Here is a 21,401-nt window from a genome sequence, read left to right as displayed (position 1 = left end):
AGCCGAGAAAACCCCAAGCACATGTTTTTGACCTATTTTTTGAAACATCACAAGGTATTGTTTTTTAGTTTTCTCTCTCTTTTTCTTTTTTTCTCCTCTTTCGTTCATGCGTCGCCAGATATTCATCCTCAGGATAATCTCATGGATACTTCTCTGACAGTGTCCGAAGGCCTCGAAGTTCTCCGAGCCACAGGTTGTATGCCAAGTCTCCTCACCGGAGATGCGATCTTAACAGAAAAAACATTGGCCCGAGCTCTCATCGACATGGAGGAGCATCTCGAAGTGACACAAAGAGCAAACAGCAAAAAATGTACAACAACCTCGTTGCCCTCTCGTGTGCTTGATCGTTTTAAACAGCAGTATCAAACTGCTTTCGCAGCAGAGGAGAAAAAAGAACCGCGAAAAGGTTTCTCGCTCTCTCCTTCATCGCTTGGATTTCATTATGTTGTTTTCGAAGACGATCGACGTGACTTTCCCTATGCTTCTCTTGATGGCTTCACAAGTCCTTGGACAGCGTACCGAGAAGGCATCCCCTATCAACATGGACACAACATGCTGGTACGGGGGAAAACAGGCCTTTCTGCAGGAGAGTTTCTCGATATCTCTGTAGAGCCAACATTTCTTCGAGATGGTACCTCGAAGTTTCAATCCAATCTCCATTCAGGTCATCTCAAACTCACGTGGCGTAACGCTCAGATGAAGATAGGACGCTCTCCTGTTCTCTGGGGACAAGGACGAGACAAACGGGTCCTTTTTTCGGAAAACACAAAACCTCTTGAACTGATCGAGCTTGGTTCTCCGCAGTCATTGCAATTGCCATGGTTTTTAAAGCACCTCGGTCCTTTTCAGTATCGTCTTTTTTGGACTGTCCTCGATAAAGATCAACATTTTCCCCATGTCATGATTTTCGGGGGACGAATCATGATGAAGCCGCTCCACAATCTCGAATTTGGCCTTTCTCGCGCCGTTGTTTTCGGAGGAAGCGGCGCTTCCGATTTTTTTCCCCTTGAACCTATTGCTGAACTTGTCGGGCTTCGATGGAAGTCGGGACGTTTTTTGATGATCCCCTTTAAAAAGGAAGAAGATGCTCCTACAGATTTTAATAATGTGCTCGGCATGGATGCTCGATGGCGCATTCCAACTCTGCGGCAAAGTGAAATTTTTCTGGATATCTACGATGAAGATCCACTCGATTTTGGAGGATGGGATTTTTTTCTGGAAAATACAGTCTTTCATGGAGGAGTTTGGATTCCTCATGTAGATCCCGATGGGGAATGGCGTTTGCTTCTTGAAGCAAGTCATGCACGCACCATCCCCTACACTCACGCCACCAATCTTTCGGGATTAAGCCATCAAAGACGCGTTCTTGGTCTCGATAGCGGGCCTGCCGCCACGGAATATCACGTATGGATTTCGCGGTTGATAGGATTACGAATGGAACTCTGGGGAGAGACGACTTACATTCATTATGATCGACTTCCAGATAGTGGGAGGGGAGTTGCAAAAGAGACGAGACTCATCTCTCGCTTGGGAAGTACACTGTCGATGACGCAACACCTGCTACTTCGTTTCTCAGGAGGATTTCAACACATTGAACACTTCGATTTTAGAAACGAAAATAAAAATGTCGTGATGGGAGACGCGGCGCTTCAATATCAGTTTTAACAGCTCAATTTAGATTTGGCCTCTTTTCACACGAACAATATATTCAGTCACAAAGACAAGAAAAATCCCCATAAAGAGAGAGGCAAAGAAAGAAAGATAAAAAATAAGTTTTCGATTGGGACTAGATCGACCAACTGGTTTTCGAGCAGGATCAATGATTTGAAATGCTAAATCTTCCTTCGCTTCTTCAATCTTTGCCATTTCAAATTGTTGAGAAAGCAAAATATTCATTTTTGCAAAAATCTCTTTTTGTTGAGCAACATATTCCAAGTAGATCTGCTGAGGAATATCTTTAATAATGAGAATTTTCTGTTTCAACTCTCCTTTTTCTTTTTCCAACTTTTCAAGTTCTGCCAGCACCACAGGAGAACCATTATCATCGCCAATCGGGACATCGACACTGGCTTCAACATTCGAAACTTGTCGTTCTTGATAAAACTCATTCAGTCGTTTCCCGGTTTCAAGAAGTTCTCGTTTGTTTTGAGCAAGTCTTTCTTCAATAAAAAAGCGGTTACGTTTTGCTTTGGTAAAAGCATTGTTCTGCAGAGAATGTTGCAGAAGCTCAACATAGCCATTTGCAACATCAGCGGAAAGAGCGGGGTCTTTGAATTCGGCTCGAATAATAATAGTTCCTGTTTTGAGAGAATTTGAAAACTCGGTGTTCCTTCTGAGAAGCATCGAAACCGCAGCTTCCATAAGGTCTGGGCTCTCTTGTGCATCGTTTCCAAAATAATACTGAAAAAGATGACTCCGACGAATGATCTGTTCCGCAAGCGTCCTACTTTTTAAAATAGCAAGGAGTGTTTTTGCTGAAGTATCTCCACCCCCCATGGCGCCTCCAATTCCTGCAAATCCAGGAACCTGTGCTGCAAGAGCTGCAAGGCCGCCTGCTTCCGATCCGCCTACCGGGAGAATTTCAGCAGTCGCGGAATAAGTCGTAGGCTGCAGATAGGCATAGACAACGCCTATTGCGGTGAGCATAAGCACGGTCAGAAAAAAAATGTTTCTCCGTGCCCGAAAAATTCGATAGTATTCAAAAATATTAATGTCATCCATCTTTCACCCCGTTTTTTACGAATTCAAAACTCTCAGATTACTTTCAATCTCTTTCACCAGAGACTTTTTAGTGGCTTCGCCAAGCTTCTCATCTGAAATCATATTCCATAATGCCTCTACGGCTTCGATATGATCGCCGCATTGCGTATGCATAAAAAGAGTCGACAATTTACTCACAAACAAGTCCCAGTCAAGCTTCACCATTCTTCCGATCGTAATATCTTCGAACTGAGTTTTTTCTTCCATTTCATCATGAAAAAGTTCTTCGACCATTTTTTCACCGGGCCTTAGCCCCGTGGACTCAATGGAGATATCCCGATGAGGTTGAAAACCCATAAGATAAATCAAGTCCTCCGCCATCTCTGCAATTTTCACCGGCTCTCCCATATTCAAAATAAAAATTTCGCCTCCCTGCCCTATCGCTGCAGATTGCAAGACAAGCTGCACCGCTTCATCGATAAGCATAAAATAACGCGTGGCTTCGGGATGAGTGATGGTGACGGTTTGCCGAGCTTGAATCTGTTTGAGAAATTTCGGAATCACACTTCCGGAACTCCCCAGGACATTCCCAAATCGAACAGAGACATATTTTGTTTTACTCCGTTCGTTAAAGTTTTGAACAAAAAGCTCACAAATTCTTTTTGTCGCTCCCATAATACTCGATGGTTTTACCGCTTTATCCGTTGAAATTAAAACAAATGTTTGAACTCCATGGAGATCAGCAAGTTCTGCAACCACTTGCGTCCCACCGACATTATTGGAAATAGCTTCAAGAGCATTGTTCTCTAAAAGAGGAACATGTTTATATGCCGCTGCATGAAAAACGATTTCCGGCACCGTCTCTTTAAAAATTCTCTGCATCCCTGCACGATTGGTCACATTTCCAACAACATATTGTACCAGATGGTCACCGAGTTCTTCACGAAGGGCATAGAGACCATACTCAGAATGATCGACGGCAATAATCAGCCGAGGGCCATACTTCAGCGTCTGCCGTACAAGTTCGCTCCCAATGGAACCTGCGGCTCCTGTCACGAGCACAATCTTTCCTTGAAGAAAATGACGAATAACATGTTTATCGAGATCACGAGGAGCGCGTCGCATTAAATCCGCAAGCTCAATATTTCTCATCTTCGGTTCCATCTCGAGCATCTTGGAAAAACAGGGGATAATACGACAGACAACCCCTTTTTGTCGGCAACGTTTTACAATACTGCGCAACTTTTCGCCTTTGATTTCTGAAATAGCGACCACCACTTCTTCCACCGATAATTCATCGATCAGCGCTTCGAGACGATCGATAGCGCCAATCACTTTTACTCCCTGAAGGGTATTTCCCAACTTTTTAGGATCATCATCTAAGAATGCCAAAGGAGAATAAGCGACCTCATGACTCATGCGAAGCTGACGAAGCGCTAAAACGCCGGCATCGCCTGCTCCGTAAACAAGGACGCGACGTCCACGGCGAAAAATATAACGCTGATCAAAGAGATATCGAATGGAAAAACGGACTCCTCCCACAAAAAAGAGACTTAAAAGCCACGACAAAAAAAGCACGCGCAAAGAGAGCTGAATATGAACAGCATAGAGTGTCAGAATGACTAAAAAAATCCCCATGGTCACTGCTTTGAAAATAGTCGCTACAAAGTCCACACTCGCATATCGAAGGCTCGCGCGATAAAGTCCGCATTTCACAAAAAGAGCGATATGCGCTGCCAACAACAGAGGCCACAAAAAGAGAAGTGGCCGCAAAAAATGAACGATGGGAAAATCGACCAAAAAGCAGCTCAGAAGGAAAGCAGTCGTTAAAAAAAGGACGTCGCAAGAAACGAGAAACAGAGATTTTAAAGTCAGTTTATTCATGTTCTGGTCATCACAATATGTGTCGCTCCTGGTGGAGCATGAGGAATTAATTGAGCTCTTCTTGCTGCAACCTGGCAGAGTTCTTGATCTGCACCCAGTTTCACTAACAATTTCTGCACCTTCTCAAGAGCTCGCTGGCGCGAAAAAATCGCTACCACGGTGAAAGCAATTAATTGGAGGTCAAGGAAAAAACCACTTCTGTCAATGTAAAAAAGCCCCAGTCGACTTTTCCAGGGACGGATGAGTTGATGATAGTCCAAATCTGGATCTTTACTCTCGCGTAAAATTTCTCCTTCGTCCGCAAAAACAATCGACGCAAAATCGGTAATGCCAGGATTTACCGAAAGCAAACGTTTTTCCACCTCGGTATAAAGATCCACTTCACGCGGCACATTTGGCCGTGGGCCTACCAATGACATATATCCAAGAAGAACGCTCCAAAGCTGTGCCACTTCATCCAATTTATAAGCGCGGATAAACTTTCCAACGGGAGTAATGCGCCGATCACTTGATGAGGTTGAATCAACACCAGACTTATCGGCATTCACAACCATGGATCGTATTTTGAGCATCTGAAAAGGGCAACAGCCCTTTCCGACGCGTGGAGCAATGTAAAAAGGAGAGTGAAAATCCTGCAGCCAAACCAGAATTAAAACTGGAATCAACACGGGACTCGCAACAAGAAGTGCGAAAAGAGCAAAGCCGATTTCAAAAATTCTCTTGAGCATTTGGGAACCTTTCGAGGCGATGTATTTTTTGAGCATCTCGCTCTGAAACAAGCTCCTTAACACGTTTCGCGATAGCCTCAGCATCCAGACCATACAGTCGACGCATATAAGCTTGGCTTCCGATCAAAGAAGAAAAACCTTGGCGCAATCCAAAACGATAAAAAAATCGTGGAACGACTCCTGCCTCAAGACAACTTTCAGCTACCGCTCCACCAAGACCTCCCTCAATCGTATGTTCCTCAACCGTCACGATCCCTTCTGATGTGCGCACGGCTTCAAAGAGCGCTTCAGTGTCTAAAGGTTTAATCGTATGCATACTGAGAATCCGAGCTTCAATCCCTTCAGCTTTCAAGAGTTCGCTTGCCTTCAAAACTTCTTCGAGAATACCCCCCGCAACCACAAAGGTCAGATCATTCCCTTCTCGCACACATCGTGATTTACCGATGTGAAAAACTTCTCCTTCTTTTGGTTTCAGAGGAGCAGATGATTTATCTAAACGGAGATACCCTACTCCACTTTTCTGAGAAAGCGCAGATGTCGCCTCTTCTACTTCCCAGGTATCGCACGGAGCCATCACCGTCATTCCTGGAAGAGAACGGAGAATACTGAGATCTTCAGTCGCATGATGAGAAAAACCAAGAGCTCCATAGCTAAATCCGCCGCCAATGGAAACCACATTGACATTGGCACCATGATAACAAGCGTCATTTCGAAGTTGCTCAAGACAACGAAGCGTTGGAAAATTCCCAATCGAATAGGTGTACACAATCCTTCCTTCAAGCGCCAAGCCCGTGGCAATGCCTGTCATATTTTGTTCTGCCACTCCTACATTTAAATATTGTCGCGGAGAGCAACGCGCGAATTCTTCGAGCACCCCAAAACCGAGATCACCGGTAATAAGAAAAATGCGAGGATCTTTTTCAGCAAGCAGCGAGAGTTTTTTGATAAAAGCATTTCTCATGTTCGCTCTAACTCCTCGAGTGCTTTTTTATATTCTTCGCCCTGCGCTGAGCGATAATGCCACAGCACTGTATTTTCCATAAATGAAACCCCTTTCCCTTTGACCGTATGCGCAATGATGCAACTCGGCTTGTTCGTTTCAAAAGGGAGACGGCGACAGGTGGTGAGAATATCGTGATGATCATGACCGTCAATTTCGTGCACACTCCATCCAAAACTTTTCCACTTCTGTGCAAAGGGTTCAAGGGCGAGAGTCTCCGCAACACTCGCGAGGCTTTGAATTTTATTGTAGTCAACAAGAACCATTAAATTATCGAGTTTTGCATGTGATGCAAAAAGAATGGCTTCCCAATTTGAACCTTCGTCACATTCTCCGTCACTGAGCAATGCAAAAACCCGATGCGTTTTGCCATCGAGTTTTGCGCCATACGCCATACCAGTCGCAACAGAGAGTCCGTGGCCCAGAGATCCTGTGGAAAAATCGACTCCCGGGATCCCTTTGGTCGTCACATGTCCACAAAGGTTGGAACCATCTTGATAATGGGTCTCCAGACGTTCTTTGGGGAAAAAACCACGCTCTGCCAGAGCCGCATAAATACCGGCACCAGCATGGCCTTTACTGAGAATAAAACGATCGCGACCATCCCAGCTCGGTAGTTGCGGATCGACATTCAAAATCTCACCGTAAAGAACGGCAAGCAAGTCGGTCATCGAAAAAACCGATGCAATATGTGAGCTCTGGCCACGACTCGTCATACGAAGTGCATGACATCGAATATTTTTCGCAAGTTGTTCGGTTGTCATTTTTGTGATCATAGAACTTATTTCAAAACACTCACTGTTACGGGGCCCGTCCCCTCCGGCGTTCCACCTCCCCGCTGACGCGGGGCACCCCTGGGATCCACCGTCGACTCCACCCGAAGATTTATCAGTTTTGAAATAAGTTCTAATTTGTTTTTGACCATTTTGTCACGTATTAATCAAGCACGATAAAACGCTTTCACCTGCTGACAGACATAGTGAACATCTTCATTGGAGAGAACCGCATGCATGGGAAGCATCAGCGCCCGCTCAAAAAGACGATCCGTCGCCGGAAGTTTCTGCGTGAACTGAAGCGCTTTGAGTTGATGAACGGCTTTTCCACCCCACTGAATCAACGTTCCCACACCTTTCGATTGCAAAAAAGAGCGCAGATCGTCGCGACGATCTGCTTCGATCTCATAATTTTGAAAAATATCGTAGTGATCTTTCTCACTTCCTGGAGCAGGTGGAAGTGTCAGTTCAGAAAGTCCTCCAAGTTCTTCGTGATAACAAGCTGCAATTTCCCGACGTCGGTGGATCGACTCTTTATAATATTTTAAATTCACATTCAAAAGAGCAGCTTGAAGATTATCGAGTCGCGAATTCATTCCCCACTGCACAATCTCCCCTTCTTTATTGCGACCATGATCGCGCAGCAGCGTCACCGTCTCTGCCACATGGTCATCATTGGTCACGACAATACCACCATCACCAAAACAGCCGAGTGTTTTTGCAGGATAAAAACTAAACGCTGCCGCAAGCCCAAATGTCCCTGCATGTCGACCTTTATAGGTAGAACCAAAAGCCTGAGCAGCATCTTCGACGACCAGAAGACGATGCTGATCTGCAATCGCCTGGATTTCGTCCATACGAGAAGTACGACCGTTCAGTTGCACCGGCATAATCACTTTTGTTTTAGAGGTGATTGCTTTTTTGATCGATTGCGGATCGATCAGATGATCTTTGCCACAATCAACCGGAACTGGAACAGCGCCTATGGCTTTTGCCGATGCTGCAGTTGCCACAAAAGTATGCGAAGGGAAAATCACTTCATCGCCCGCTTTTACCCCTACCGCCTGCAGTGCAAGCGTTAAGCCATCGGTGCAATTCGCAACACCAATCGCATGTTTCACCTGTAAATATTCAGCAACGTTTGTTTCAAATTCTTTTCCATCACGCTGCAAAATAAAAGCGCCTCGTGAAAGAACATCTTCGATGGTTTTCAAATATTCTTCGCGTCGATGTTCAAAGATTCCTTGATAATTAAAAAATGGAACCTTTCGTTGCTCGTTCATAACATTCTCCTTGTTGTGCATTGAAAAAAGGCCGCAGGAGGCCGAATTCGAGCGGCGTCTTCAGACGCCGGAAACGAAGCCTCAATATACGGCAGGCTGAAGCGCAGGCAAAAATCCGGCATGTGAGGATTTTTGCCGTAGCGAGAAGCGGCCTCCGAGAGACTTTTTTCAACAATGTCATCATTCTGCTTCATGTTCAAGCATCGTCACTAAATATTCTCGATACGTATTGTGCGACATTCTTTCGATGAGGCCTTCGAGACCTTCTTTCGAAATCCATCTCTTTCTCCAAGCGATCTCTTCAAGACACGCCACTTTGAGTCCTTGGCGTTTTTCAATCGTCGCAATAAAATTTGAAGCTTCCACGAGAGAATCATGTGTGCCCGTATCAAGCCACGCAATCCCTCGACCGAGTTTTTCCACTTCTAATTGCTGTTCGCGAAGATAAAAATTATTCACATCTGTAATCTCGAGTTCCCCGCGTGCAGAGGGTTGTAAGCGTGATGCGACATCGACTACACGATGGTCGTAAAAATAGAGACCCGTGATTGCATAATGCGACTTTGGTCGTGCCGGCTTTTCCTCAATTTCAATGACTTTTCCAGTCTTATCAAAAACAGCAACGCCGTATCGTTCGGGGTCGTTTACCCAATATCCAAAAACCGTTGCCCCCTTCTTTTTAAGCGCGGCTCGCTCAAGCTGCTTTGTAAAACCCTCTCCGAAAAAAATGTTATCGCCGAGCACGAGAGCACAGGCATCCGAACCGATAAAAGATTTCCCAATCAGAAAAGCTTGAGCAAGACCACCGGGAAAAGGTTGTTCCGCATAGCTCAAACGAATGCCCCACTGTTGTCCATCTTGAAGCAGCCGCTGATAAAGCGGAAGATCCTGCGGCGTTGAAATAATCAGAATGTCTTGAATCCCTGCGAGCATCAACGATGAAAGAGGATAATAAATCATTGGTTTATCATACACCGGTAAAAGCTGCTTACTCACCACATGAGTGAGAGGATACAAACGAGAACCTGCTCCACCTGCGAGTATAATCCCCTTCATTATATATACCTCTTCTGCTGAAGATAACGATGCAGCGCTTCTTGCCATGTTGGCATCTTTCCAATGACATTGGCCGTCTTTGCGGTGTCAAGAACACTATACCGAGGCCGCAAAGCCTTCATCGGAAACTCAGCATGTGAAACCGGAGTCATACGTGCCGAAAGACGCATTTGGTTCATGATTTCAGAAGCAAATGCATACCACGTCACCACTCCGTCATTGACCACATGATAAATTCCAGAAGGAGCTTTCTGTTGCAAGAGAGAAATAATGGCCTGCGCAAGATCTGCCGTCGACGTCGGCGACATCGTGATATCGTTAATGACTCTCAGCTCTTCTTCGCGACGAGCCTTGTGGACAAAAGCTTCCACGCAGTTCCCCCCTTTTCCCGAGGAACCGACTTCGCCAAAAAGAGACGCCGTACGAATCACCAGCACATCGTTATGTGATTGCTGCGCAAAGAGTTCTCCCAAGAGCTTTGAAGTTCCATAGACAGACAGCGGCATAACCAGATCTGTCTCTGTATAAGGAGAAGTTTTCTCACCGTTAAAAACAAAATCGGAACTGACGTGGACGAACTTTGCTCGAACTTCTGCACAGTATTTGGCAAGTGCTTCCACAGCATAGGTATTGATCGCATATGCAAGTTGCGAATGAGATTGTGCATCATCGACACGATTATACGCAGTACAGTTGATGAGAATATCGAACTGATATTGATGCAAGACCTCCGGTATGCGGGCAATATGCATGAGATCAAGATCTGTTCGTGTTAGAGGGGAAACATCGAAACATTCGTTGTTCTGAAACAAACGACAGAGATCAAACCCAAGCTGTCCTGAAGCACCCAGAAGAAGAATCTTCATGAGGTTTTCATCGCGCGGGAAGCATATTGCGATGTGTAGTAATGCTGAAAATCAGTCCCATATTTCAAGGGTTGCCACCAATCAGTTCTTTCGCAATACCAATTGATCGTTTGCTCTAATGCTGCTTCAAAAGGTGTTTCCGGACTCCAGCCAAGACGTTTCAACTTATCGCAGTTCAGTGCATAACGTTTATCATGGCCCGGTCGATCTGCAACGATGTGAAGCAGCGAAGCTGGTTTTTGCATCAGTTCCAAAATTTTCGTGAAGAGAATTTTATTTTGCGCAGAATACGTACCGCCAATATTATAAATTTCTCCCACATTTCCTTTGCGAATCAAAAACGAAATGGCCTTGGCATGATCTAAGACATAGATCCAATCGCGAACATTTTCTCCGCTCCCATAAAGAGGAAATGGTTTTTCTTCGAGCGCGTTCGTCATTAAAAGTGGAAGCGCTTTTTCGGGAAATTGATAGGGACCAAAATTATTTGAACATCTGGTAATAATCGTCGGAAGCTTATGCGTGACATGATAGGAGCGTACGAGAAGATCTGACGCAGCTTTTGAGGCGGCATAGGGACTGTTAGGCTCCAAAGGATCACTCTCAACCGACTCCCCTTTTTCAACAGAACCATACACTTCATCAGTGCTCACATGCACAAAAAGTTCGATGCCATATTTTTTCGCTGCCTCAAGCAGAACGTGCGTCCCTTGAACATTGGTCCGAAGAAAGGCAGATGAGTCAAGAATAGAGCGATCGACATGAGACTCTGCCGCAAAATGTACCACACACTCTGCCTCCTGCATGAGGGGCCCTACAACCTCAGCATCAACAATATCTCCTTTGACCCATCGATATCGCGGATTGTTTTCAATGTCGCGCAAGTTTTCCGGATTTCCCGAATAGGTCTGGCAATCTAAGTTCACGATCGAACAGCTCGGATCGTGTTCCAGCTGATATCGAATGAAGTTTGAACCGATAAATCCGAGACCACCTGTCACAAGAAGTTTCATGAGAAATATACTCCTGAAGCGGAAAGCCTTGGCCACTTTTTATCTTTTTCCGAAAGAGCTGCGCTCCCTTCAACTGGCCAGCGAATCCCGAGAGCTTCGTCATTCCATAAAATACCTTTGTCATGCTCTTGAGAATAATAATTCGTCACTTTATAGACGACTTCCGTATTGGGTTCGAGCGTACAATAGCCGTGCGCAAAACCAGCAGGAACCAGAAGTTGATTCCATTTTTCAGCGCTGAGCTCCACTGCCACATGCTTTCCATACGTGGGAGAATACTTGCGAATGTCGACCGCAACATCAAAAATAGAACCTCTCACCACGCGCACCAGTTTCCACATTTCATAGGGAGGAGTTTGAAAATGAAGCCCTCGTACGGTTCCTTTGGGACCACTGAGCGCATGATTATCTTGAACAAATTCCAGATGAATGCCCGCTGTTGCGAACTCTCTCTTATGGTACGTTTCCGAAAAAAAACCGCGATGATCTCCAAATTTCTCCGGAAGAATGATTTTGACATCAGGAATATCTGTTGTCAGGACACGGCAGCCCATTTACGCTCCTCGTCCTTCGACAAGCCTGTCCTGAGCAAGGCCGAAGGGCTCAGGATGATAGTGACCAACAGCATAGATCACCTTGAACTGCGTCTCTTTTCCCAAAGAAAGTGGCGTTGGCTCTCTATATTCCACACTTCCCTGCGTCAATCGCGGCGGCAGCGGAACAAGTTGACCGACAAAAATGCGTTTGAGAAATTTTTTATACTTCATCGATTTTGGAATGCAATGCAGCTTCACTGCAACTCGCTTCATGAGAGAGAGTACTTTTTGTTTTCCTCCCTGGCTCTCTTCAATCGGAAAACCTTTATAAATTTTTGTCTGAAAACCTTCTTTTTCCATCATCTCATAGAGTTCAGATGCAGAAAAATAACGGGTACTGTAAATACTCGGATTAAAATCAGCCCACTCACGGTTGGCGCTTCCGATGATAAGCCTTCCTCCCGAACGTAAGACCCGCTTACATTCGGCAAAAAACTTTTCTGGATGAGATAAATAATAAATTGCTTCGTAGAGAATAACGACATCAAAACTTTTGTCTGGAAATGGAATTGCCTGCGCATCTCCATGCAGAATACGAACTTTGGAATCTTGCTGATACGTCGTTTCTGCATGAAATAAATTTTTTCGTTCACAATCAAGAGCTGTCACAGAATGTGCTACATCTCCTAACAATCCAAGTCCCACACCGCTTCCGCATGCTGCTTCAAGAACATCTTTGCCATGACAATACTGCGCCGCAAACACATAACGTTGATAGACACGCAAAAGTTGTTCCTGTGTGACGTTTGCGCCCGCTCGTTCGGTGATCAAGGAATAATCATTTTGCAACGCCGTATTCATAGCACTTGTGCTCCGCAGTTATTTCTGAAAAACAATCTCTATGAAAAAAGTTCCCGTGCTTATCACCTTTGACGTGGATCCCTGCGAGAAGCTCGAGGAGGCCATTGATTATGCGCTTGAGCTTACAAAAGCAAATGGAATTAAGGCTACTTTTTTCTATACAGCTTCTTACGCTGAACACAAAACGCTTCAGAAAATTGCTCAGGACGGACACGAAATCGGATGTCATGGCCTTTATCATGACGATACAGAAGAGTTTCATCGACTTCCAAAAGAAGCGGCACAACAGATACTTGGGGAAGCGACAGAGCGTCTTGAAAAACTTCTCGGCAAACCCATTCGTTCCTTTCGATCTCCTCGCGTGAAGACTTCAAGCTCAACCCTGTCGGTCCTCGAAGAGCTCGGCTACAGTGTTGATTCTTCCGTGTGTTCCCAGCGACTCGATTTTCTCTCTTCAAACCTCATAAATCCTGGCTGGCTTATTGCTCCTCGAAACCCTTATCATCCCAGCAAAACATCTCCTTACCGAAAGGGAGAGATGAAACTTTTTGAAATTCCAGTCTCTGCCTTTATGATCCCTTTTGTTTCCACAACGCTTCGTATTTTTGGTGTCACCTTTATGAAATGTTTATTTGAACTTTTTTATCTTGAATCAAAACTGACAGGAAAACCGATTGTGTATCTGGTCCATCCCCACGAGTTTGTTTATGAAAAGCGCATTCCTTTTTCCTGGAAACTTTTCATTCCCCATCGCACATGGCTTATTCGAGGATTTCCGCTTCGTGTCTGGATGGGAAGGCGTTATCTTGGAGAAAAAATTCACATCATGAATCACGAACTCTTTTCCTGGATTGCAAAACACAATGTCGAATTTCTCACAATGGAAGAATATGTTAAAAAGTATCAATCACATTCTTGAATGTTATCCCTGTTCCCGCCTGCGCGGGAATGACGACACTAAAACCGATCAGAATCGATCCACATCAGATGCCAGTTTTTTTCATCGAGAAAATTTTTTTCTTCCATGGAATAATTCAATTTTTTTGAAATGAATTGAAACACATAGGGCGATCTCAAAAAACCTGCCTTGCGCAGTTGATACCTCTTTCCCCAGTGACCACTCATCATGACCACCACAGCTTCACATCTGTCTTGAAACGCCGCTTTCTTTATCTCCGAAAACATCCGTGGTGACGCTTGAAGATGATCCCGAAGAACCATGCAATCGAGAATGACTGCCGCGGGAATACCGTAAAAATTTGTATATCGAACCAGCGCAGCACCGACAATGTCATCACTTTTTTGAAGAAAAAATATTTTGTAATGAGCATTTTTTTTTCCCAGTCTCCACCTCAAAAACTCAAAATCTTTGATCAAAAAAAAATTCTGCTCTTTTTCCCAAAGAGCAATAAAGGGGAGAAGAGATTGTAAGGAAGTTTCGGAAGCTTCTCTGGACTCCACATCATAGAAGGGAATTTTCTTGCGCCAATAAAAACTCAAAAGAGCATTGAAAAAAATCAACAACGCATCAGCAAATGGAGCCACAAGAGAAAGATGAATTTTTTGAAGCATCGCACGCGATGCCAAAAAAGAGACAAACATCGGCAATTTAAAACCGACTTTCCATCCGACACTGAGATGACCGGGCATCACATCCTTGCGAATAGGATACCCAGAGGTAAAATGGAGCTGAGCTCTTTTTAGATCTTCTGTCGCAAACATTCCCAGTTGTTTAAAAATGCCCTGTCCTCTCTTCTGCGGATGGGTCATGACATCGCAGACCATGCCACACGTACAAAGTACCCCTTCGATGTTATATCGATAAGGAAGCGCTGCATAGTAGCCAACCATTTCATCATTATCGAAAGCTGCATACTCATAGCTAGCACTACCTTGATGAAGATGAGGAAAACTTGCAAATTGCCATTGATAATGAGCTTCGCTCTCTTCTGCGGACAAATGGCTTTCGGGAAAGCAGTGAGCATAAAGTTTTCGCTGCTCGTGTAAATTTTTTTGTCGGTTGAATTGATCGAATGTGATCTTCATCTATAAATTGAAAAGTCTCTCGGAGGCGTTGTCTCACTACGGCAAAAATCCTCACACGCCGGATTTTTGCCTGTGCTTCAGCCTACTGGATATTGAGGCTTCGTTTCCAGTGTCTGAAGACGCCGCTCGACAATCGCCTCCTGCGGACTTTTCAATACAGCCCACCATTAATATGAAAGATTTGACCGGTAATATATGCAGACTCATCGTTTAAGAGATATTCAACAAGCCGACCAATCTCTTTGACCGTACCAAATCTTTTCAAGGGAATGTCTTGCTGGATCTTCCGCTGCATCTCAACAGGAACGTGATTGATAATGCCAACATCAAAATATCCCAGAGCAAGCGTATTCGCAGTGATGTTTTTATTCGCGAGTTCCAAAGAAAGCGATTTGGTAAATCCCACAACGGCTGCTTTTGCTGCGCTGTAATGCGCCGCTCCTGTTGTCCCTTTGAAAGCAACAACAGAGGAGGTGTTTATAATTCTTCCAAATCCTTTTTCTCGCATGCGAGGAATAAATTGTCGGCACGTCAGAAAAGTAGTCGTAAGATTCATCGCCATAACATCGTGAAATTCTTGGAGCGATAGCTTCCAGGAAAGCCCGTTTGTTGAGCCTCCTGCTAAATTAATGAGCACATCGACGGCACCAAACTGTTCGTTTATTTTTTTTTCGAGTTCCTCAACATACGCTTCATTTGTCAGATCACCTTGAAATAAATGTTGTTTGGGATCCAAAGTATATTTTTGGATAATGCGTCCAAGATGATCCGAAGACGAACGATGCTGACATGCAATCCGTGTATATCCACGTTCAAATAAAGAATCAGCAACACCAGCTCCAATGCCGCCGCTTGCTCCGGTAATCAAAATAACAGGTTGGGAAATGTTATCGTTCATATTTTATCGCAAAGCACGTTTCGCAAGTAATAACCATTCCCTATAAGCTTCATCTTTATTAAAACCGCTTCGGGTCATTCCTCTTAAAAGAATGAGAGAAGATATATAAAGGAAGAATCCAAAAGGAATGAGAACAAAAGGATGCAGAAACAGTTTTAAAATAAAAAGACAATACCCCATAAAACAGGATGCTAACATGACATACAACATATTCTTGAAACAAAATGAATAAACATGAGGAAGCATTTTTGATCCATAATGCATGGAGGCAAGGAAAAGAAATGTATAACTCAAAAGACAGGAAAGAGCGATCCCGACAGCACCAAAGGAAGGAATAAGAACAACAGTCAAGGTGAGGTGAATAACAAGTGATATTCCCTTCAACGTTGCATTCAGAAGTTGTTTGTTACAAGCATCCAGTAATTTACTAAAAGGATAGCTTAAAAAAAGCGGGAGAAGTGAAAGTGCTAAAATTTGAAGCGTTCTACTTGACTCAATATATTTTTCTCCAAAGAGAAGATCGATCGCCTCTGAAGAAAAGAGAAGAAGAAAAATGGCCAATGGCGCCACTAAACTTAAAAGAACTGTATAGAAACCTTGAAAAAGTTTTTTAAATTTTGAAGGTGAAAAAGCATGGAAGGAACTTAATGCCGGGAAAATAGCTAAGCCAAGAACAATGGGAATAAAACGAAAGGCGTTGATAAGAGCGTGGGAAACTCCAAAAAGACCAACTATTCTATCTTCGGTTAAATATTTCAGAATAAAAGCATCCGCATAAAGAATTTGTTCAAATAAAACCGCGATATGAAACGGAATTGCAATTTTTGTTAAAGAGATGAACGTGGTTTTATCAAATGAAAGTTGCAATGGAAGAGACAGGGTATGCACTACCAGATAGTATGAACGGAAAAAATGACACATCTGATTTAAAAGAAGCGCCAAGATCAACAAATAAAGACTTGGATAAAGCCAAAGAGAGAGTCCTCCCACCATGAGCGTAATAAATTGTCCAATAACAAGTGTTTGAGCTTCTGTTTTCATGTGATGACGCACACGCGCACATGAAAAAAAAGTTTCCGCAAATGTTTCGAAAATCATGGTCGCAACGAGCATCGCAACCAAAATTTTTATGCGCAAACTATAGTCGAAAAAAATCAAAATAAAAGTCCCCGCAACAATGGCGAGAGCACTGAGAAAAATTTTTGCTGTTAGAATATTATTTAAATAGAAGGCGAGTTTTTCGGGAGCTTTTGAAGCTTCGCGAATAAGAGTGTTTGAAAAACCAAAATCCAAAAATGATGTGATGACAGCTGCAAAAGAAACGAGTAAAAAGTAAGCGCCTGTCACTTCAACACCGCTATATCGTGCAATGAGCGTAAAATAGATAAACGTCAGAGCTTTCCGTCCTACATAGGCGCATGTAATGCTCGTAATATTTCGAATAAGCTGTTTTGAAGAAATGGTCATGAAAGAGGTTTCTCCAACTTCACCGCATTTTGCCATTTCATGCGAAATGCTTTTAAAAGACCGTAGAGAGAGCCCAAGCCATAACTGAGATGAAGAACAAAAAAGACAACGGGCATGAAAAAGAAATAAAGAGGATTTTTGTAGACGAACATTCTTTTAAAGGAAAAATAAAGACTGAGGCTGAGATAAAGTGCCATAGGAAAGAAAAAAAGAGTACGAAAAAAAGGACTTATAAAAGAGAGAGGTATCAATGTCATAAAGCTCAGAACAAAAAACCCCGGAACCAGATGTCGATACGAAAAATCCATATCGTTATTTCCGAGTGGCATGGTGACAAGAACTCCATTATTAAAATTATGTTGTAAAAAAGACTTTAAAGTCCCACGTGCATAGTAATAGACAATAATTTCCGGAATGAGAAAAATTTTTCCTCCACTCTCTCGAATCCGTTTATTAAAATCAATGTCTTCATTGCACCTCCCTTTCCAACGAGGCAGATCTTCTCTAAAATAACCGATGTGTTCAAAAATCTTTTTCGGAAAACAGCCATAGGGAACGGTATCCACCTCTTGCGGAGAATGCGACACTTTGACGGTTCGATATCGAGCAAGCCCAATACCAAAGGGATGCGCCAGAGCAAGAGCAATGGCTTTCGCGATAAAAGTTTCTTCTCCAGGACGAATACGCCAAACACCTCCTACATTACTTGCATCATACTGTCGCAAATATTTCACACATTTTGAAATGTACTCGGTGGGATAGACAGAATGGGCATCTATTCTTAAAATGATCTCGCCCGATGCAGCTTGAATACCTTTATTCAGCGCCGCGGTGGTAAAACGTTCCGGGTTCTCTAATAAACGAAGAAAAGAATATTTTTCTTGATAGAGATGAACAATATCTCTTGTTCTATCATCACTCCGGCCATCCACAACGATAATTTCAAGAGAGTGATGTGGATAATCATTCGCAAGAATCGAATCAAGACACTTTCCAATGTATCTTTCTTCATTGTAACAAGGAATAACAACGCTTATTTTTTCAGTTGGAAGATTCATGTTCGGTTCTTTGCAAAAAAGCATTTTTTATCAATCCTAAATATTCATAGAGGGCAATTTCAAGTTTTTGAAAATGTCTTAAGCTGGGAATAAAACTTTTGGTACTCAAAACATAATGTGCAGTTGGCGCTGCCAGAGGCTGGAGGTCATGTTCTTGAAAAAGTTTCATGGCACGAGGCATATGTCTGGCGGAAGTCACCAGAATAAACCGCTGCTGCCGTAAGATCGGCTTCAAAAAAAGTGCTTGTTCGTAGGTATTTGCAGATTTTCTTTCGGTGATAATGTCGTCTGCTGAAATCCCGAGTGAAACGAGCAACTCTTGCATCACCTCAGCCTCACTTTTTTTCGTAAGCTTACCACCTGAAACCACAATTTTGGTATGCGGCAACTGCAGATGCAGTCGCATCCCTTCAACTGTTCGTTTCAGCATTTCATCGCTGAGTTGACTCGTCAATGGCCAGGAAACTTCTTCAACATGTCCATCTCCTAAGACAACAATGTACATTATATTTTCCAGATTTTCCTTTTGGATCAAAACATCAAATGAAGGATACCGCGATTCAAGATTGAAAAGAAGCCGCCCAGAAAAACCAGAAAGACTCCCCAAAAAAAGAATACAAAAACTCACCACAAGCACTCTCTTTGCCAAACGCTCTTTTCGGACAAATAAAAAGAGAAGACCGAAAAAAAAGAGAAGAAGTGCAAATCGAAAGGGAAAAAGGGCAAGAAGAAATGATTTCAACATAGTTTTTTGTGCGCTACATACTCTTCTACTTTTTTGTAATCTTCTAAGGTGTTCACTTCAAAAAGTTCTTCATGCGTGGCATCGAGTACATAATAAGGAATTTTTTGATGAATGGCATGACGGATCATCCCAAAGTAATTTTGATTTTTATCCCCTTGAGCAAGATACGTTGCAATTAGCTTCTGTAAAATAACGTGACTCAAAGTTCCAAGCTTCGCCAGGCCAAAGGCTTTTCCTGTCGCTTGCGGATCATATTCGATCGACATTTTTTGGATCTGCTCACCCTTCACCACGACATGTTCAAGGCGTCCACCCAGCGACACATCTCGTTTTATCGCAATGACGTTTTCATGCCTGTGCTTCAGAAGTTTCTGTAACAATGTGGGTGAAAAAAGAATATCGCAATTCAAGTGAATATAACTTTCATCCGCAATCCAATCTTTTGCCATCCAAAAGGAATAGGAACTATTGGAAGAAGCATAGTCATGATTCCAAAAAAAAGTCGTATGAAGAAAAGAATAATTTTGCTCGATATACTCTTTGATCATTTCTCCCTGATATCCAAGAACAATACCGATATCCTTCATGCCACACGCTGACAAGGCATCTAACTGATAGGCCAAAATTGGCTTGTCATGGATGCGAACTAAAGCTTTAGGTGAATGTTGTGTTTTATGCTGAAGCCGTGAGCCAAGACCTGCAGCCAGAATCAATGTTTTCATAAATTAAACTCTTGAAACAACAAGATGGAGAGATTTCTTTTTTTGGTGAATAAACTTGTTTCCCAGAGAAATAATCTCACCAATGGAATATGATTTCTTCTTTTCCTCATTATGACCAACAGGTCTCCACGTATAACCTAACTCTTTCAACATCAACAAAAGTTTTTGTGGATCCGTCCCGCACTTTTCCAGACCCTCCGGCCAAAATTCCGTAATCAAGGTGAGGTTATTCTTTTGAAACAATTTTTTCGCACCTTCAATGACATAACCTTCAGCCCCTTGAATATTCATCTTTACAAAATCCAAACGACTATTGCCAATTTGTTTCTCAAAAAAATCGTCCAAAGAGATAGTGGTAATTTCGATTTTTTCTTCAGTGGTAGTTACATTCTCTTTTGCTAAAGATGTGAGAGAAAAATGATGTTTATCGAGATAGACTGGAATTGTCTTTCCAGTTGTATGAGAAACAGCATTCTGCACAATAGAAATGTTTGAATAAGCGTTGAGCAAAATATTTTTTTGTAAAATCTCAACACAACGGGGATCCGGCTCAAAAGCATAAACACGCCCCTTCGTCCCAACGCGCTTTGCTGAAAGTAATGTATAATAACCAATGTTCGCCCCGATATCAGCTACGATCATTCCCTCTTTCACAATATTTTTGAGAAATTCTGCTGTTTCTTGAACATGTTCACCATATACCAATAATCTTCTTGAAGTAGACAAATCCTCTTTGCTTACCAGAATTTTTTGTCCGTCAAGATGAACAATAGGGTCGATGCGAGAGAATCGAATAAAAATACTATAGAGAAAATTATAGAGCTGCAGCAAACCAGGAACCCGACCCAAACCAGCACGTTTTAAAAAACGAAAGAGAGTTTTCATAGAGACAACTCATTTGTTCTGGGCATTTGCCACAGCAAATACATTGCTACTGATTTTTTCATATAAAAATCAGAGAGGGGGAAAATGTCACTTTTCTTCATCGGTTTTAAACTGGCATCATCCATATGGATCCTATAAACCTGATACCCATAGCCCGTTAACGTATCGAAGAGTTGCTCTGGATCACTCCCCATTTTTTTTAAGCCAAAAGGCCAAAACTCCATAAATATGGTTGGTCCTTTTGAGCGAAGTAATTGCTTTGCCCCATCAATCACTAACCCTTCAGCACCCTGAATATTCATTTTAATAATATCTATACGACGCTCATGACTATCTGTGCCGAGAAAAAAATGATCAAGGGTTATAGCATCCACTTCAACTTTTTCTCCCTTATTCATAAGATTGTCTTTATGAAGCGAACCCAGAATCGAATAATATTTATCCATCCACAATTCCGTTTTCCCTTGTTTATTCGTCACAATGGATTGAATTGCTTCCACGTTATTGAGATTATAAAGTTGAATGTTCTTTTGCAGTAATTCATAACATCTGGGCATGGGTTCAAAAGCATACACATGCCCTTCTGCTCCAACTTTTTGACCTGCAATAAGCGAAAACAATCCAATATGTGCACCTATATCAACAACTGACATACCTGCTTTAAGAACATTGTTAAAAGTTTCATGCATTTTGTTTTCATAAGGAGATTTTAAAAAAGCTTCCTTCATTGAGCGAAGATCTCGAGAATCGATATACATGGTTACGCCATAATAATTCGCTTTCAAATTTTTGGGTAAAAACAGCATGAAAATCTTCAGTAAAGCAAACATACCTGGAAAATGTGCAAGTTGCGAACGCATTGAATACAGTAATAATTGCA

22 protein-coding genes are annotated in these 21,401 nt (G+C 42.8%); 2 read left to right on the top strand and 20 right to left on the bottom strand.

What is annotated here, in order from left to right:
• Positions 1-21: 21 nt before the first annotated feature.
• The gene (locus A3C46_06045; GenBank protein ID OGQ23352.1) at positions 22-1,665 is read left to right on the top strand and encodes a hypothetical protein; all 1,644 of its coding nucleotides are present in this window, start codon (positions 22-24) and stop codon (positions 1,663-1,665) included.
• A 9-nt stretch (positions 1,666-1,674) separates the two neighbouring features.
• Here A3C46_06045 and A3C46_06040 read toward each other — a convergent pair whose 3' ends face one another.
• The 12 genes from A3C46_06040 to A3C46_05985 all read right to left on the bottom strand — a co-directional run bounded on the left by A3C46_06040 (position 1,675) and on the right by A3C46_05985 (position 12,700).
• Positions 1,675-2,721, bottom strand: a complete 1,047-nt coding sequence (locus A3C46_06040) for a hypothetical protein (protein OGQ23351.1) — start codon at positions 2,719-2,721, stop codon at positions 1,675-1,677.
• Between the two features lie 15 nt (positions 2,722-2,736).
• Positions 2,737-4,584: a hypothetical protein gene (locus A3C46_06035; GenBank protein OGQ23350.1), complete on the bottom strand. Its 1,848-nt coding sequence runs from the start codon at positions 4,582-4,584 to the stop codon at positions 2,737-2,739.
• A complete protein-coding gene (locus tag A3C46_06030) occupies positions 4,581-5,312 on the bottom strand; it encodes a sugar transferase (protein ID OGQ23420.1) in 732 nt (243 codons plus the stop codon). Before A3C46_06030 ends, A3C46_06035 begins: the two co-directional genes overlap by 4 nt.
• The gene (locus tag A3C46_06025; GenBank protein ID OGQ23349.1) at positions 5,293-6,273 is read right to left on the bottom strand and encodes a hypothetical protein; all 981 of its coding nucleotides are present in this window, start codon (positions 6,271-6,273) and stop codon (positions 5,293-5,295) included. Before A3C46_06025 ends, A3C46_06030 begins: the two co-directional genes overlap by 20 nt.
• Complete coding sequence (locus A3C46_06020; GenBank protein ID OGQ23348.1) at positions 6,270-7,088, bottom strand: transketolase; 819 nt, start codon at positions 7,086-7,088, stop codon at positions 6,270-6,272. Before A3C46_06020 ends, A3C46_06025 begins: the two co-directional genes overlap by 4 nt.
• A 164-nt stretch (positions 7,089-7,252) precedes the next feature.
• A complete protein-coding gene (locus A3C46_06015) occupies positions 7,253-8,368 on the bottom strand; it encodes a cell wall biogenesis protein (GenBank protein ID OGQ23347.1) in 1,116 nt (371 codons plus the stop codon).
• A complete protein-coding gene (locus A3C46_06010) occupies positions 8,365-8,562 on the bottom strand; it encodes a hypothetical protein (protein OGQ23346.1) in 198 nt (65 codons plus the stop codon). Before A3C46_06010 ends, A3C46_06015 begins: the two co-directional genes overlap by 4 nt.
• Entirely contained in the window at positions 8,549-9,424 is an 876-nt protein-coding gene (locus A3C46_06005; protein ID OGQ23345.1) for a glucose-1-phosphate thymidylyltransferase, read from the bottom strand. The genes A3C46_06010 and A3C46_06005 overlap by 14 nt, the downstream gene beginning before the upstream one ends.
• Entirely contained in the window at positions 9,424-10,290 is an 867-nt protein-coding gene (locus A3C46_06000) for a dTDP-4-dehydrorhamnose reductase (protein OGQ23344.1), read from the bottom strand. Before A3C46_06000 ends, A3C46_06005 begins: the two co-directional genes overlap by 1 nt.
• Positions 10,287-11,303 carry a dTDP-glucose 4,6-dehydratase gene (locus A3C46_05995; protein OGQ23343.1) on the bottom strand — a complete coding sequence of 339 codons (1,017 nt, stop codon included), beginning with the start codon at positions 11,301-11,303 and terminating at the stop codon, positions 10,287-10,289. The genes A3C46_06000 and A3C46_05995 overlap by 4 nt, the downstream gene beginning before the upstream one ends.
• The gene (locus tag A3C46_05990; protein ID OGQ23342.1) at positions 11,300-11,857 is read right to left on the bottom strand and encodes a dTDP-4-dehydrorhamnose 3,5-epimerase; all 558 of its coding nucleotides are present in this window, start codon (positions 11,855-11,857) and stop codon (positions 11,300-11,302) included. Before A3C46_05990 ends, A3C46_05995 begins: the two co-directional genes overlap by 4 nt.
• Positions 11,858-12,700, bottom strand: coding sequence for a hypothetical protein (locus tag A3C46_05985; GenBank protein OGQ23341.1), 843 nt, complete (start codon positions 12,698-12,700; stop codon positions 11,858-11,860).
• 40 nt (positions 12,701-12,740) lie between these two features.
• Here A3C46_05985 and A3C46_05980 point away from each other — a divergent pair, with 40 nt between their 5' ends.
• Complete coding sequence (locus A3C46_05980) at positions 12,741-13,619, top strand: hypothetical protein (GenBank protein ID OGQ23340.1); 879 nt, start codon at positions 12,741-12,743, stop codon at positions 13,617-13,619.
• A 38-nt stretch (positions 13,620-13,657) separates the two neighbouring features.
• On the opposite strand, the gene A3C46_05975 is transcribed toward A3C46_05980, so the two are convergent.
• The 8 genes from A3C46_05975 to A3C46_05940 form a co-directional block, all read right to left on the bottom strand.
• Positions 13,658-14,746: a hypothetical protein gene (locus A3C46_05975; protein ID OGQ23339.1), complete on the bottom strand. Its 1,089-nt coding sequence runs from the start codon at positions 14,744-14,746 to the stop codon at positions 13,658-13,660.
• Between the two features lie 151 nt (positions 14,747-14,897).
• Positions 14,898-15,644 carry a hypothetical protein gene (locus A3C46_05970; protein ID OGQ23338.1) on the bottom strand — a complete coding sequence of 249 codons (747 nt, stop codon included), beginning with the start codon at positions 15,642-15,644 and terminating at the stop codon, positions 14,898-14,900.
• A gap of 3 nt (positions 15,645-15,647) precedes the next feature.
• A complete protein-coding gene (locus A3C46_05965; GenBank protein ID OGQ23337.1) occupies positions 15,648-17,111 on the bottom strand; it encodes a hypothetical protein in 1,464 nt (487 codons plus the stop codon).
• Complete coding sequence (locus tag A3C46_05960) at positions 17,108-18,169, bottom strand: hypothetical protein (protein ID OGQ23336.1); 1,062 nt, start codon at positions 18,167-18,169, stop codon at positions 17,108-17,110. The genes A3C46_05965 and A3C46_05960 overlap by 4 nt, the downstream gene beginning before the upstream one ends.
• A complete protein-coding gene (locus A3C46_05955) occupies positions 18,153-18,914 on the bottom strand; it encodes a hypothetical protein (protein OGQ23335.1) in 762 nt (253 codons plus the stop codon). The genes A3C46_05960 and A3C46_05955 overlap by 17 nt, the downstream gene beginning before the upstream one ends.
• The gene (locus A3C46_05950; GenBank protein OGQ23334.1) at positions 18,908-19,636 is read right to left on the bottom strand and encodes a hypothetical protein; all 729 of its coding nucleotides are present in this window, start codon (positions 19,634-19,636) and stop codon (positions 18,908-18,910) included. The genes A3C46_05955 and A3C46_05950 overlap by 7 nt, the downstream gene beginning before the upstream one ends.
• Positions 19,637-19,639: 3 nt before the next feature.
• Positions 19,640-20,521 carry a hypothetical protein gene (locus A3C46_05945; GenBank protein OGQ23333.1) on the bottom strand — a complete coding sequence of 294 codons (882 nt, stop codon included), beginning with the start codon at positions 20,519-20,521 and terminating at the stop codon, positions 19,640-19,642.
• Positions 20,518-21,381, bottom strand: coding sequence for a hypothetical protein (locus A3C46_05940; GenBank protein OGQ23332.1), 864 nt, complete (start codon positions 21,379-21,381; stop codon positions 20,518-20,520). The genes A3C46_05945 and A3C46_05940 overlap by 4 nt, the downstream gene beginning before the upstream one ends.
• Positions 21,382-21,401: the final 20 nt, after the last annotated feature.

This window comes from Deltaproteobacteria bacterium RIFCSPHIGHO2_02_FULL_44_16 (assembly GCA_001798185.1).
Lineage (GTDB): Bacteria > UBA10199 > UBA10199 > 2-02-FULL-44-16 > 2-02-FULL-44-16 > 2-02-FULL-44-16.
This window is presented reverse-complemented; position numbering and strand designations above follow the sequence as displayed.